Source organism: Pseudomonas sp. OV546, from assembly GCF_900116845.1.
GTDB classification, from domain to species: Bacteria; Pseudomonadota; Gammaproteobacteria; order Pseudomonadales; family Pseudomonadaceae; genus Aquipseudomonas; species Aquipseudomonas petroselini.
Genome location: NZ_FPCE01000005.1, coordinates 160,758 through 174,383 on the forward strand (window position 1 = coordinate 160,758; position 13,626 = coordinate 174,383).

A 13,626-nucleotide genomic window follows, 5' to 3' on the forward strand; every position below is an offset into this window, starting at 1 on the left:
ATGGGCTTTCGCCTGTCGAAAATCTACACGCGCACCGGCGACAAGGGCGAAACCGGCCTGGGCGACGGCCGCCGCGTGCCCAAGGACCACCCACGTGTGGAAGCCATTGGCGAAGTGGATACGCTGAACAGTCAGCTCGGCTTGCTGCTGGCCTATCTCGAAGCACTCGGCGGACAGCATCCGGGCTTGCAGGACGTGATCGAGGTACTGACGCCTTGCCAGCATCGATTGTTCGATCTGGGCGGCGAGCTGGCGATGCCAGAGTACAAAGCCTTGAATGCGGCGGAAGTGGATCGGCTGGAAGCGGCGATTGATCGCTGGAATGAAGAAGTGGGGCCGCTGGAGAACTTCATCCTGCCGGGTGGCTCGGCGCTGATCGCCCAGGCCCACGTGTGCCGTAGCCTGGCGCGCAGTGCGGAGCGTCGGTGTCAGCAGTTGAATGCGCTGGAGCCGCTGGAAGGCGTGGGGTTGGCGTATATCAATCGGTTGTCGGATTTACTCTTTGTGGCTGCCAGGGTAATCGCCAAGCGCCAGGGTGTAGCCGAAGTGTTGTGGCAGGCAGCAGCGAAGCCCCACTAACCCAATAAAAACGCCAAACCTGTAGTGAGCGGGCTTGCCCCGCGCTGGGCTGCAAAGCAGCCCCAACAAGGCCGCCGCGTAGGCTCAGACACAACACGCCGTCTGGTTTTGGGGCTGCTTCGCAGCCCAGCGCGGGGCAAGCCCGCTCACTACATGTCCGCGTTAAGTTTGCGGCCAGAACGCGCGAATGCCAGCCACACCTTGAGCGCCAGCTTCCCAAGCTTGTTCCCGCTCGGCAGGTCCTACCCCGCCCAACAGGAACACCGGCTTGCTGAACCCACGGATCAACTCCGCCGCCTGCGCCCACCCCAACGGTTGCGCGTCAGGATGGGTCTGAGTCGGCTGCACCGGCGACAGCGTGACAAAATCCACGTCCATCATTTGCGCCAACGCCAGCTCTTCAGCGTTGTGGCACGAAGCCGCCAGCCAGCGATCCTTCGGCAGTGGGCGGCCCTTACTCGCGTATTTACGCAGCTGCGCCGCCGTCATGTGCCAGCCGGCTGCAGGAAAGTCCCCCAACCATTCAAACGGTCCCTTGAGCATCAGTTGGGCCTTGCCCGCGCACAGGCCCACCGCGTCGACCGCGAGGTCGCGGTATTTGGGGTCGTAGCCGTTGGGCGCGCGCAGCTGCACCAGCTTGATGCCACCCGCGATGGCTTTCTGGATGCCACGCAACAACGCGGGGGTTTCCAGCTCGCCTGGCGTGATCAGGTACTCGGCAGGCAAGCGCGCCGCCGCAACGATCGGTGCATTGGCCGCCGGAAACTCATAGTTGATCAGGTCTCGAGGAGCGACCCACTCCAGCGGTTGTCCTTCGACACCCTGCGGTTCGCCGGTAAACGCCGAAACCTCCCAGACATCCAGCAACACCTGCTTGTCCGGGTAGTCATGCTGCACCTTGATCAGCGGCCGTGCCGTGGTGACCTGGATACCCAGCTCTTCCTGCAGTTCGCGGGACAGTGCGCTGGCGACCGATTCATCGGCCTCCACCTTGCCACCGGGAAACTCCCAGAGACCGCCCTGGTGCTGGGTATCGGCGCGGCGCGCCAGCAGAATCCTGCCGTCGACACCGCGGATCACCGCTGCTGCTACATGCACTCGTTTCACCGCGATTTTCCTCTTGGCTGTCAGGTACGGTATTCCGCGTTGATCTTCACGTACTCGTGGGACAGGTCGGTGGTCCAGATGGTTTCGCTGCACTCGCCGCGACCCAGCTCGATGCGGATGGTGATTTCTTCCTGCTGCATCACCGCCGAGCCCTGAGCTTCGGTGTAGGTCTCAGCACGGGCGCCACGGCTGGCGATGCACACATCACCGAGGAACACGTCGATCTTGCTCACGTCCAAGTCCGGCACGCCGGCACGGCCGACGGCTGCCAGGATACGGCCCCAGTTCGGGTCAGAGGCGAACAGCGCAGTCTTGATCAGCGGCGAGTGAGCCACGGTGTAACCCACGTCCAGGCATTCCTGATGGTTGCCGCCACCGTTGACTTCAACCGTCACAAATTTAGTCGCGCCCTCGCCGTCACGCACGATGGCCTGGGCCACGTCCATGCACACTTCGAACACGGCCTGCTTCAACGCCGCGAACAGCGGGCCGCTGGAGGAGGTAATTTCCGGCAGGTTGGCCTGGCCGGTGGCGATCAGCATGCAGCAGTCGTTGGTCGAGGTGTCGCCATCGATGGTGATGCGGTTGAACGACTTGTTGGCGCCGTCCAGGATCAGGCTGTGCAGCACATCGCGGGAGACTTTGGCGTCGGTGGCGATGTAACCGAGCATGGTGGCCATGTTCGGGCGGATCATGCCCGCGCCCTTGCTGATGCCGGTGACCGTGACGGTCACGCCATCGTGCACGAACTGGCGGCTCGCGCCTTTTGGCAGGGTGTCGGTGGTCATGATGCCGGTGGCGGCGGCGGCCCAGTTATCCACAGACAGGTCGTCCAGCGCGGCTTGCAGTGCGCCTTCGATTTTTTCCACCGGCAGCGGCTCACCGATGACACCGGTGGAGTACGGCAGCACTTGGCTAGCGTCGACGCCGGTCAACTGGGCCAGCTTGGCGCAGGTGCGCGCGGCGGCCACCAGGCCCGGCTCGCCGGTGCCGGCGTTGGCATTGCCGGTGTTGGTCAGCAGGTAACGGATCGTGCCGGCCACGCGTTGCTTGGCCAGGATCACCGGCGCGGCGCAGAACGCGTTGAGGGTGAACACACCGGCGACGGTCGAGCCTTCAGCACAGCGCATCACCACCACATCCTTGCGCCCCGGGCGTTTGATGCCGGCCGAAGCGATACCGAGTTCAAAACCGGCAACCGGGTGCAACGTGGGCAAAGGACCAAGACCAACAGCCATGAATGCGCTCCTTAAAAATAGATGATGTCTGTGCCGTCGTGAACGACGGTGAAATTAATGGCAAAACGCCGCGACGGCAGAGGCCGGTCGCGGCGCGGGGTGTTACAGCGTCAGGCGGAAATCTTATTCGATCTGGCCGTGGCAGTGCTTGAACTTCTTGCCCGAACCGCAATAGCACAGCTCGTTACGGCCCAGCTTCTGATCGTTGCGAACCGGGGTTTGAGCCAAGGCCACATCGATCTCTTCGCCCAATACTTCAGGAGCGTCCAGACCCGGTGCTTCATCGTGCTGGAACTGCATGCGCGCAGCCAGTGCCTCGGCTTCCTGGCGCAGGCGGGCTTCTTCCTCGATCGGGTCTTCGCGACGCACCTGAACGTGGGACAGCACGCGAATCGAATCGCGCTTGATCGAATCCAGCAGTTCGGAGAACAGCGTGAACGACTCGCGCTTGTACTCCTGCTTCGGGTTCTTCTGGGCATAGCCACGCAGATGGATGCCGTGACGCAGGTGATCCATGGTCGACAGGTGGTCTTTCCACAGGTCGTCCAGCACGCGCAGTACGATTTGCTTCTCGAAGGTGCGCAGTGCTTCGGCACTCGCCTGCTCTTCTTTCTCGTTGTACGCCGCCAGCAGCTCGGTCATGAGCTTCTCGCGCAGGGTCTCTTCGTAGAGGTGATCGTCCTCGTCCAGCCACTGCTGAACCGGCAACTCGACACCGAAGTCGTTCTTCAACGCGGCTTCCAGGCCGGCAACATCCCACTGCTCAGGCAGGGACTGTGGCGGAATGTGTGCGCTGACGGTGGCGTTGAGCACGTCCTGACGGAAATCGGCGATGGTTTCGCCAATGTTGTCGGCGGCCAGCAACGTGTTACGCATGTGATAGATCACTTTACGCTGTTCGTTGTTGACGTCATCGAACTCGAGCAGTTGCTTACGGATGTCGAAGTTGCGGCCTTCAACCTTGCGCTGCGCCTTCTCGATGGCGTTGGTCACCATGCGGTGCTCGATCGCTTCACCGGACTGCATGCCCAGGGCCTTCATGAAGTTCTTCACGCGGTCCGAGGCGAAGATGCGCATCAGGCTGTCTTCCAGCGACAGGTAGAAGCGACTGGAACCGGCGTCACCCTGACGACCGGCACGACCCCGCAGCTGGTTGTCGATACGGCGCGATTCGTGACGCTCGGAAGCGATCACCTGCAGGCCACCGGATTCCAGCACGGCCTGGTGGCGTTTCTGCCAATCAGCCTTGATCTGGGCGATCTGCTCAGGCGTCGGGTTGTCCAGGGAGGCCACTTCCACTTCCCAGTTACCGCCCAGCAGGATGTCGGTACCACGACCGGCCATGTTGGTCGCGATGGTCAGTGCGCCTGGGCGACCGGCCTGGGCGATGATTTCGGCTTCTTTTTCGTGGAACTTGGCGTTGAGGACCTTGTGCTCGATGCCTTCCTTATTGAGCAGGTTGGACACGTGCTCGGACGTTTCGATAGTGGCGGTACCTACCAGGATCGGACGCCCCTGGGCCATGCCGTCCTTGATGTCGTTGATGATCGCCGCGTATTTCTCTTCGGCGGTCAGGAACACCAGGTCGTTGAAGTCTTTACGCGCCAGCGGTTTGTTCGGTGGGATAACCACGACCGACAGACCGTAGATCTGGTGGAATTCGAACGCTTCGGTGTCGGCCGTACCGGTCATGCCGGACAGTTTGTTGTACAGACGGAAGTAGTTCTGGAAGGTGGTGGAGGCCAACGTCTGGCTTTCAGCCTGGATGTTGAGCACTTCCTTGGCTTCGATGGCCTGGTGCAGGCCTTCGGACAAGCGACGACCCGGCATGGTACGGCCGGTGTGTTCGTCAACCAGCACCACCTGCCCGTCCTGCACGATGTACTCGACGTTGCGATGGAACAGCTTGTGCGCACGCAGGCCGGCATACACGTGGGTCAGCAGGCCGAGGTTGTGGGCCGAGTACAGGCTTTCGCCTTCAGCCAGCAGGCCGATCTGGGTCAGCATGTCTTCGACGAACTGGTGACCGGCTTCGTTGAGTTCGACCTGGCGGGTCTTCTCGTCGATGGTGAAGTGACCTTCTTTGGTCACCACGCCTTCCACTTCCTCGATGTGCTGCTCAAGACGCGGGATCAACTTGTTGATCTCGGTGTACAGGCGCGAGCTGTCTTCGGCCTGGCCGGAGATGATCAGCGGGGTACGGGCTTCGTCGATGAGGATGGAGTCGACTTCGTCGATCACGGCAAAGTTGAGTTCGCGCTGGAATTTTTCTTCCATGCTGAACGCCATGTTGTCGCGCAGGTAGTCGAAACCGAATTCGTTGTTGGTACCGTAGGTGATGTCGGCAGCGTAGGCCGCGCGCTTCTCTTCCGGCGGCTGGAACGGCGTTACCACGCCGACGGTCAGGCCGAGGAATTCATACAGCGGGCGCATCCAGTTGGCATCCCGGCGAGCCAGGTAGTCGTTCACCGTCACAACGTGCACGCCCTTGCCGGACAGTGCGTTGAGGTAAACACCCAAGGTTGCTACCAGGGTCTTGCCTTCACCGGTACGCATTTCGGCAATCATGCCTTCATGCAAGGTCATGCCGCCGATCAACTGGACGTCGAAGTGGCGCATGCCCATGACACGCTTACCCGCTTCACGGGCGACCGCAAAGGCTTCGGGAAGCAGCTTGTCGAGGGTCTCACCTTTAGCTATGCGGGCCTTGAACTCTTCGGTCTTGGCGCGCAATTGCTCGTCCGAAAGGGCAACCATCTGCTCTTCGAAGGCATTGACCAGCTGCACCGTCTTGAGCATGCGTTTGACTTCGCGCTCATTCTTGCTTCCAAAAAGTTTCTTTAACAAAGGCGCAAACATATCGGCAGGTTCTTCCACACATAGGGATGGAGGGCGCACCGTCAGTGGCCCGAGCAGCCCTCACGGCCGCATGCGAACGCGCATTCTACCCGGAATCGTGGGTGAGGAAAGTGGCGTTATTCCCTGATGCTGGCATGAGGCGGTGAGAGGGCTTGTTTAAAATAAGGGCTTTTGCTGGAACTTCAACCCATGGAGGGCAGAAGTTACCAATTGATTTCACGAACAAAACCCCAGAAAGGCATGGCCTGGGGGCGTAGAGGTGCTTTCTGCTAAGATGGCCGCTCTGTTACTTTAGGTGTCCAATAATGGCATTTCGCCCCCTGACAGCCCGCGCTCCTGCCGTGTTGCTTCGCGATGCCAAGCCGTTGAAAGCCATCTTTGGCCATGCGCAACGCTTGGGCCATCTGCAACGCCTGCTCGAAAGCCAGCTGCAACCGGCTGCGCGCGAACATTGCCGCGTAGCGTCCTGGCGCGAAGGCAACCTGCTGCTAATTGTCACAGATGGCCACTGGGCAACGCGTTTGCGCTATCAGCAAAAACGCCTGCAACGTCAATTGATGGCGTTTGATGAATTTGCCGGCCTGACCCGGGTCCAGTTCAAAGTACAACCGCCCACTACGCTGCCGGCGGTGGCTGAGCATACTCACGATCTATCGACGAATGCGGCCGAAACCATTCAGGCAACGGCCGAGGGCATCAGCAACCCAGGCTTGCGCGCGGCGCTTGAAAGGCTCGCCGCCCACGCCAAACCCAAGCCCTGACGCGCTATTTGCGCTTGCTACCGCCCAACAGCGACCCCAACAAACCCCGCACCAGTTGCCGCCCCATCTGGTTGGCGGCTTGTTGCATCGCTGACTTCAGGGCCTTGCCGGCCGTGGTGCCCAGAAACGCTCCCGCCTTGTCGGTGAAACTCGGCTCGTCGCTGGCCGACTTGGCGTCCTCGGTCGGCCCCAGTTCCTTGCGCGACATCAGCACTTCATAGGCAGATTCACGATCGATCGGCTTGTCATAACGCCCTTGCAACGGTGAACGGGCCACCAACGCGGCGCGTTCGGCGCCGCTGAGCGGCCCGATCCGCGATTGCGGCGGTGCGACCAATACACGCTGCACGACTTCCGGCGTGCCCTTTTCCTGCAAGGTGCCCACCAAGGCCTCACCCGTGCCCAATTCGGTCAATACCGACAACGCATCAAATGCCGGGTTTGGTCGAAAACCCTCAGCCACGGCGCGCAGGGATTTTTGCTCTTTGGTGGTGAACGCCCGCAGGCCATGCTGGATACGCAGGCCGAGCTGGGCCAGTACGCTGTCCGGCAGGTCGCCGGGCGATTGGGTGACAAAATACACACCCACGCCTTTGGAACGAATCAGCCGCACTACCTGTTCAAGACGATCCTGCAACGCCTTGGGCGTGTCGGCGAACAGCAAATGCGCCTCATCGAAAAACAGCGCCAGCAGCGGTTTGTCGGCGTCACCGCGCTCGGGCAGTTGCTCGAACAACTCCGCCAACAACCACAGCAGGAACGTCGCGTACACCTTGGGTGCCTCGTGCACCAGGCGGCTGGCGTCCAACAGATGAATGCGCCCGCGCCCGTCACCGGTGGGCTGCAAGATATCTTCCAACTGCAAGGCCGGTTCGCCGAACAACGCTTCGGCGCCCTGCTGTTCCAGCACCGCCAGGCGGCGCAACAGTGCCTGGCTGGAACCGGTGGTCATCAGTGCCGCGTCTTCCCCCAACAACTCCGGGTGATAGCGCAAGTGGTTGAGCAGTGCCTTGAGGTCCTTGAGGTCGAGCAGCAACAGGCCTTCGCGATCCGCCACCTTGAACGCGGCATAAAGGGCCGACTGCTGGCTGTCGGTGAGCTCCAGCAGGCTGCCGAGCAACAACGGGCCCATTTCGCTGATGGTGGTGCGCAGTGGATGACCGGATTGCCCGTGAATATCCCACAGCGTGACCGGATAAGCCTTGGCGGTGTAATTGAGGAATGGCATGCCGGCGATACGTTCGGCAACCTTGCCTTGAGGATTCGCCGCAGCCCCCAGGCCGCACAGGTCACCCTTGATGTCCGCGGCAAACACCGCCACGCCCGCATCACTGAAGGCCTCTGCCAGGCGTTGCAACGTGACGGTCTTGCCCGTGCCGGTGGCGCCGGCGATCAACCCGTGACGGTTGGCCAGGCGCATGGCCTGGGCGATGGGCTGGCCGGAAAGGTCTGCGCCGATAAGGAGTTGCGTGGAGTCAGGCATTTCGTCACCCATGGTTAATCTTTAGTGTCGCCAGGTCGATACAGGCTTATGTGAGACCCACAAAGTCCAAAAAAAGGTCAGGTAGTTCCTACAGGGACCCACAGAACTATCACAAGAAGTATCACACCTTTTTTGACGCTGCCATTTTGCGCATCCCATAAGGACGCGCTTCGGATATTAAGACCTTAGCGGACCCTACAAGCCATGAATAAAAATCTGCGCTTCAGCCATAAAATCCTGCTTGCAGCCTCCCTTATCGTCATCGCCGCATTCGCGCTGTTTACCCTCTATAACGACTACCTGCAACGCAATGCCATTCGCGACGACCTCAACAACTACCTGCATGAAATGGGTGATGTCACCGCCAGCAACATTCAAACCTGGCTGACAGGGCGCATTGCCCTGGTGGAAAACGCCGCGCAAAACATCGCCATCAACCCCGAGCCTTCCGTGGTTGCCGGCCTGCTGGAACAGAAAGCGCTGACCTCTGCCTTCATGGCGACCTACGTCGGCGACAGCAAAGGCGCCTTTACCATCCGCCCTGATACCAAAATGCCAGACGGCTTCGACCCGCGCGTCCGCCCCTGGTACAAGGGCGCCCAGAGCAGCAACGGCTCAACCCTGACAGAACCTTATATCGATGCCGCCACCGGCAAACTGATCATTTCCGTTGCCACTCCCAGCACCCAAGGTACCCAGAGCATCGGCGTGGTCGGTGGCGACCTGAGCCTGCAAACCCTGGTGGATAACATTGGCGCGCTGAATTTCGGCGGGATGGGCTATGCGTTCCTGGTCAGTGCAGATGGCAAAGTATTGGTACACCCGGACAAAAACCTGGTGATGAAGACCCTGGCCGACGTGTATCCAAAAAACACCCCGAAGATCAGCCCGGACTTCAGCGAAGTCGAGGCCAACGGCAAGGACACTATCGTGACCTTTATACCGATCAAGGGCCTGCCTTCCGTGAACTGGTACCTCGGTATTGCGGTGGATAAAGACAAATCCTTCGCCATGCTCAGCGAATTCCGCACTTCGGCGGTCATCGCCACGCTCATTGCCGTGGTGATCATCATCGCCCTGCTCGGCATGCTGATCCGCATCCTGTTGCAACCACTGCATGTGATGACCCGCGCCATGCAGGACATCGCCGACGGCGAAGGCGATCTGACCCGACGCCTGACGATCCAGAATCACGATGAATTCGGCACGCTGGGTAACGCCTTCAACCGCTTCGTGGAGCGGATTCATACGTCGATCCGCGAAGTATCCTCGGCCACTGAACAGGTCAATGAGGTGGCACTGCGCGTGGTCAGTGCCTCCAACTCGTCGATGGTCAACTCCGACGAGCAGGCCAACCGCACCAGCAGCGTCGCCGCTGCCATCAACGAATTGGGGGCTGCGGCCCAGGAAATCGCGCGCAATGCCGCGCAAGCCTCCCATCAAGCCAGCGATGCACGGCATCTGGCTGAAGACGGCCAGCACGTGGTCGAGCGCAATATCCAGGCGATGAACCAGCTGTCAGCGATGATCAGTGCTTCCAGCAGCAACATCGAAGCACTCAATAGCAAAACCGTGAACATCGGACAGATTCTTGAGGTGATCACCAGTATTTCCCAACAAACCAACCTGCTGGCGCTGAACGCAGCCATTGAAGCGGCTCGCGCAGGCGAAGCCGGACGTGGGTTTGCGGTGGTCGCGGACGAAGTGCGCAACTTGGCGCATCGCACTCAGGAATCAGCGCAACAAGTGCAAAAGATGATCGAGGAATTGCAAGTCGGTGCCCGGGAGTCGGTCAGCACCATGAGTGAAAGCCAGCGTCACAGCCTCGACAGTGTGGACATCGCCAACCTGGCCGGTGAACGCCTGAACAGTGTGACCCAGCGCATCGGCGAGATCGATGGCATGAACCAGTCAGTCGCCACCGCCACTGAAGAGCAAACCTCGGTGGTGGAGTCGATCAACATGGACATCACCGAGATCAACACCCTTAATCAGGAAGGCGTGGAAAACCTGCAGTCCACGCTGCGCGCCTGTGCCGACCTCGAGCAACAGGCCGCGCGATTGAAGCAATTGGTCGGTAGCTTCCGAATCTGATCCTGGCGGGCAGTTACTCGCCCTCGGGCTCGGGTTTACGCTGCTCCCGCTCCCACAATTGGGCGGCACCGGGAAAATCGGTGCCGTCCTCACTGTCCAGGTCATCCGGATCAAATCGACTCAAACACCCCTCGCCCACCGTCGCCGGGGCTTTTGATGTGGCTTTGTCCAGCGGATCACTCATTGCTCACTCCTCAACGGCACGCAAAGAAAAAGGGCCTGGGACGATTTAACGCCCAGGCCCTTCATTCTTCAATCACAACAGGTTGGTCAGAACACCACCGTCTTGTTGCCGTGCACCAGCACGCGGTCTTCCAAGTGGTAACGCAGGCCACGGGCCAGCACCATCTTCTCGACGTCACGGCCGAAACGCACCATGTCTTCAATGCTGTCGCTGTGGCTGACACGCACCACGTCCTGCTCGATGATCGGGCCGGCGTCCAGCTCCTCGGTGACGTAGTGGCACGTCGCGCCGATCAGCTTCACGCCACGCAGGGAAGCCTGATGGTAAGGCTTGGCGCCCACGAACGACGGCAGGAAGCTGTGGTGAATGTTGATCACCTTGCCGGCGTATTCGCGGCACAGCTCCGGCGGCAGGATTTGCATGTAGCGCGCAAGCACCACGACATCGGCTTCGTGCTGCTTGACCAAGCGGGAGACTTCGGCGAAGGCCGGCTCCTTGTCCTGCGGGTTGACCGGCACGTGGTAATACGGGATGCCATGCCACTCAACCATGCTGCGCAGGTCGTCGTGGTTGGAAATCACGCAAGCGATCTCGCAGTCCAGTTCATCACTGTGCCAGCGGTGCAGCAAGTCAGCCAGGCAGTGGGATTCGCGACTGGCCATCAACACCACGCGTTTTTTCTGCTCGGTGTCGGTGATGTGCCAGGTCATCGAAAACTCTTCGGCGATCGGCGCAAATGCCTCGCGGAAGGCCTCAAGGCCGAAGGGCAGCGTATCGGCACGGATCTCATGACGCATGAAGAACCAACCACTGAGATTGTCCGAGTGATGACTCGCCTCGGTGATCCAACCGTTGTGGGACGCCAGAAAGTTACTGACTTTGGCAACGATGCCGACCCGGTCCGGGCAAGCAATCACCAGCCGAAAAGTGCGCATTAGGGGGAAACTCCAGAACTTCGCAAAGGCCGCCATTCTAGCGATTGCGCAGGAAAACTGCAGTATCCGTTAACGCTTATTCTGATCACCGGCCCACGCCTTGACCCTTAAGACGCTAAGGCTTTACCACCTTTATATGAATCTATTTTGCCACCCTACGGTTGTTCCGCGCATTTCAGGAGAATTGTCTTTAGGTCTACGCCCTTGTAATTAACTCGAATGCATAGCATTGCTACAAACATTTAAAGTAATTCACAGAAATGCGACCTTAAATGTTTACTTGGGCATACCGCCTGACTATTATTGAGCCACTATCCCTGTCAATCAGCGCTCTACATAAGGTAGTCCACATGTCTCTGATCAACGAATACCGTGCCACCGAAGAAGCTATCAAAGAGCTGCAAGCCCGTTTGAAGAACCTGTCCCAAGACGACAAACTGCAAACCGAGCTGGAATTCGAAGGCAAACTGCGCACCCTGATGGGTGAATACTCCAAATCCCTGCGTGACATCATCGCGCTGCTGGATCCAGAGTCGAAAGTTAAAGCACCGCGCGGCGCTGTGAAAACTACCGGCACCAAGCGTGCTCGCAAGGTCAAACAATACAAGAACCCACACAACGGCGAAGTGATTGAAACCAAAGGTGGCAACCACAAAACGCTGAAAGAGTGGAAAGCCAAGTGGGGCGGTGACGTGGTTGAGGGTTGGGCTACCCTGCTGGGCTAAGCCTCGCCAGGCTCGCGCCTGATACGCGACACATTAAAAAAACGCCAGCCTGCTGGCGTTTTTTATTACCTGTCTATTCTGTGAGCCGCGATTACAGATTCATCCTCGCGGCCAGAGTGTCCGCATATTCCTGCCATTGCTCCAGCACCCCATGCTGAAACGACGTCGCACTAACGGCAAACTCCTGCCGAGCCTGATTAAATGCGTCAAGGGTATTCGGTGCGCCCCATTCCGGGCTGGACAAACGTTGCTGACAAAAAAGTTTCCAGCGTTGTTGCTCCTCACTGTTCAAGGTATCGGGGAAGTTACGTGCACGGTAGCGAAATAATAATTCAGGCAAACGGTGATCATCAAATGGCCACTGCTGGCGTGCTAATTGCGCAGGCTCGGCCGTGCGGACTTGCTCACATAAACGCCGATCCCGGTCCCCGATAAAACCGTCGTAAAGCTGTTGTTCCGGGTCGGCACTCGCTGCGAAATCCTCTTCGGCGTAAATGGCCGCTAACTTATCGCGCCAAACTTCCTGTGCGTCACTTAGCCGCAGCGCTCGCTCCTGATAAATATTCATGTCCAAGTGCAGGCGTTCACGATCTTCTGCCCGTAGCACATTCAAGGGAGCAACCACCGGGCAGCGATTGATATGCACCAGTTTGAGCGGTACCGGCAGTTCGCCCTCCGCCAGCGCTTCACGGCGGGTATAAAGACGTTGGCGCAGCGTGTCGGCATCAAGGTCCAGCAACCCTTGCGGGTCGAGCCCAAGGTCGCAGACGATCAAGGCATTGCGATTGCGCGGGTGCCATGCCAGCGGCAGCACAACCCCCAGGTAATGACGCTCGGCGGAAAAACGCCCGGAGATGTGCACCATCGGTTGCAGCAAGCGCACCTGGTCCATCACCCGTTGCTTGCTGCGCAGCTGAAATAACCATTCATACAGCTTGGGTTGTTTCTCACGAATCCGTCGAGCCAGGGCAATCGTGGCGCGCACGTCGGACAACGCATCGTGCGCCTGACCATGGTCGATACCGTTGGCTTCGGTCAGGCGTTCCAACTTGAGCGTGACGCGCCCATCCTGCTGTGGCCATTCAATCCCCTCGGGGCGCAGGGCGTAGGCCGTGCGGACGACATCGATCAAATCCCAGCGACTGTTACCGCCCTGCCATTCCCGTGCGTAAGGATCAAAGAAATTGCGATACAGGCTGTAGCGCGTCATTTCATCGTCAAACCGCAAGGTGTTGTAACCCGCGCCGCAGGTCCCCGGGGCGGCCAGTTCAGCGTGCACCCGCGTCATGAAGTCGGCCTCGGCCAGGCCTTTTTCCGCGAGTATCGCGGGGGTGATACCGGTAATCGCACAGGCGACAGGATGGGGCAGGATATCGTCGCTGGGCTGGCAATAAAGATTGACCGGCGCGCCGATCTCGTTGAGTTCGAGGTCCGTACGAATGCCGGCTACCTGAAGTGGGCGGTCGCTGCGCGGGTTGATACCGGTGGTTTCATAGTCGTACCAGAAAATGGAGGTCACGGGCTTTTCCTGTACTGAAGATCGTCAAAGTCTAGGCGTTGAGCAACCCCCGCGACCAGCACCAAATGCACTGTACAAACATCCAGCAAAACCTTGAATGGTTGCTTCCATCGCCGACACTGCTAGCATCCGTGTCTTCCAG

General features: G+C 59.5%; 11 protein-coding genes and 1 pseudogene. 5 read left to right on the forward strand and 7 right to left on the reverse strand.

Going from position 1 to position 13,626, the window contains the following annotated elements; genetic code table 11:
- The gene (locus BM403_RS13475) at positions 1 to 579 is read left to right on the forward strand and encodes a cob(I)yrinic acid a,c-diamide adenosyltransferase (RefSeq protein WP_015885624.1); all 579 of its coding nucleotides are present in this window, start codon (positions 1 to 3) and stop codon (positions 577 to 579) included.
- Positions 580 to 741: 162 nt separating this feature from the next.
- Here the strand turns inward: BM403_RS13475 and BM403_RS13480 are convergent, their stop codons facing one another.
- The 3 genes from BM403_RS13480 to secA form a co-directional block, all read right to left on the reverse strand.
- A complete protein-coding gene (locus tag BM403_RS13480; RefSeq protein WP_046035280.1) occupies positions 742 to 1,686 on the reverse strand; it encodes a Nudix family hydrolase in 945 nt (314 codons plus the stop codon).
- Positions 1,687 to 1,706: 20 nt separating this feature from the next.
- A complete protein-coding gene (gene argJ, locus BM403_RS13485) occupies positions 1,707 to 2,924 on the reverse strand; it encodes a bifunctional glutamate N-acetyltransferase/amino-acid acetyltransferase ArgJ (RefSeq protein WP_015885626.1) in 1,218 nt (405 codons plus the stop codon).
- A gap of 123 nt (positions 2,925 to 3,047) precedes the next feature.
- Entirely contained in the window at positions 3,048 to 5,783 is a 2,736-nt protein-coding gene (secA, locus tag BM403_RS13490) for a preprotein translocase subunit SecA (RefSeq protein ID WP_043205822.1), read from the reverse strand.
- Positions 5,784 to 6,088: 305 nt separating this feature from the next.
- On the opposite strand from secA, the gene BM403_RS13495 reads away from it, so the two are divergent.
- A complete protein-coding gene (locus BM403_RS13495; protein ID WP_015885628.1) occupies positions 6,089 to 6,544 on the forward strand; it encodes a DUF721 domain-containing protein in 456 nt (151 codons plus the stop codon).
- A 4-nt stretch (positions 6,545 to 6,548) separates the two neighbouring features.
- Here the strand turns inward: BM403_RS13495 and BM403_RS13500 are convergent, their stop codons facing one another.
- Entirely contained in the window at positions 6,549 to 8,027 is a 1,479-nt protein-coding gene (locus BM403_RS13500) for a helicase HerA-like domain-containing protein (protein WP_093543428.1), read from the reverse strand.
- Positions 8,028 to 8,231: 204 nt separating this feature from the next.
- On the opposite strand from BM403_RS13500, the pseudogene BM403_RS32515 reads away from it, so the two are divergent.
- A pseudogene (locus BM403_RS32515) lies at positions 8,232 to 9,263 on the forward strand (cache domain-containing protein); the annotation flags it as partial.
- A gap of 93 nt (positions 9,264 to 9,356) precedes the next feature.
- Positions 9,357 to 10,121, forward strand: a complete 765-nt coding sequence (locus BM403_RS32520) for a methyl-accepting chemotaxis protein (RefSeq protein WP_370636119.1) — start codon at positions 9,357 to 9,359, stop codon at positions 10,119 to 10,121.
- Between the two features lie 13 nt (positions 10,122 to 10,134).
- Here the strand turns inward: BM403_RS32520 and BM403_RS31885 are convergent, their stop codons facing one another.
- Both BM403_RS31885 and purU read right to left on the reverse strand, forming a co-directional pair.
- Positions 10,135 to 10,305, reverse strand: coding sequence for a hypothetical protein (locus tag BM403_RS31885; protein ID WP_015885631.1), 171 nt, complete (start codon positions 10,303 to 10,305; stop codon positions 10,135 to 10,137).
- An 86-nt stretch (positions 10,306 to 10,391) separates the two neighbouring features.
- Entirely contained in the window at positions 10,392 to 11,240 is an 849-nt protein-coding gene (purU, locus tag BM403_RS13510) for a formyltetrahydrofolate deformylase (protein WP_015885632.1), read from the reverse strand.
- A 350-nt stretch (positions 11,241 to 11,590) separates the two neighbouring features.
- Here purU and mvaT point away from each other — a divergent pair, with 350 nt between their 5' ends.
- Positions 11,591 to 11,965 carry a histone-like nucleoid-structuring protein MvaT gene (gene mvaT / locus BM403_RS13515; RefSeq protein ID WP_005790963.1) on the forward strand — a complete coding sequence of 125 codons (375 nt, stop codon included), beginning with the start codon at positions 11,591 to 11,593 and terminating at the stop codon, positions 11,963 to 11,965.
- Between the two features lie 91 nt (positions 11,966 to 12,056).
- On the opposite strand, the gene sbcB is transcribed toward mvaT, so the two are convergent.
- Positions 12,057 to 13,484: an exodeoxyribonuclease I gene (sbcB, locus tag BM403_RS13520; RefSeq protein ID WP_093543203.1), complete on the reverse strand. Its 1,428-nt coding sequence runs from the start codon at positions 13,482 to 13,484 to the stop codon at positions 12,057 to 12,059.
- Positions 13,485 to 13,626 lie beyond the last annotated feature (142 nt).

What these genes read in the sequence shown, in the direction of transcription:
- purU (WP_015885632.1), bottom strand. Translation starts at nt 11,240, where the DNA reads ATGCGCACTTTTCGGCTGGTGATTGCTTGCCCGGACCGGGTCGGCATC.
- BM403_RS13495 (WP_015885628.1), top strand. Translation starts at nt 6,089, where the DNA reads ATGGCATTTCGCCCCCTGACAGCCCGCGCTCCTGCCGTGTTGCTTCGC.
- secA (WP_043205822.1), bottom strand. Translation starts at nt 5,783, where the DNA reads ATGTTTGCGCCTTTGTTAAAGAAACTTTTTGGAAGCAAGAATGAGCGC.
- mvaT (WP_005790963.1), top strand. Translation starts at nt 11,591, where the DNA reads ATGTCTCTGATCAACGAATACCGTGCCACCGAAGAAGCTATCAAAGAG.
- BM403_RS13475 (WP_015885624.1), top strand. Translation starts at nt 1, where the DNA reads ATGGGCTTTCGCCTGTCGAAAATCTACACGCGCACCGGCGACAAGGGC.
- BM403_RS13500 (WP_093543428.1), bottom strand. Translation starts at nt 8,027, where the DNA reads ATGCCTGACTCCACGCAACTCCTTATCGGCGCAGACCTTTCCGGCCAG.
- BM403_RS31885 (WP_015885631.1), bottom strand. Translation starts at nt 10,305, where the DNA reads ATGAGTGATCCGCTGGACAAAGCCACATCAAAAGCCCCGGCGACGGTG.
- argJ (WP_015885626.1), bottom strand. Translation starts at nt 2,924, where the DNA reads ATGGCTGTTGGTCTTGGTCCTTTGCCCACGTTGCACCCGGTTGCCGGT.
- BM403_RS32520 (WP_370636119.1), top strand. Translation starts at nt 9,357, where the DNA reads ATGGTCAACTCCGACGAGCAGGCCAACCGCACCAGCAGCGTCGCCGCT.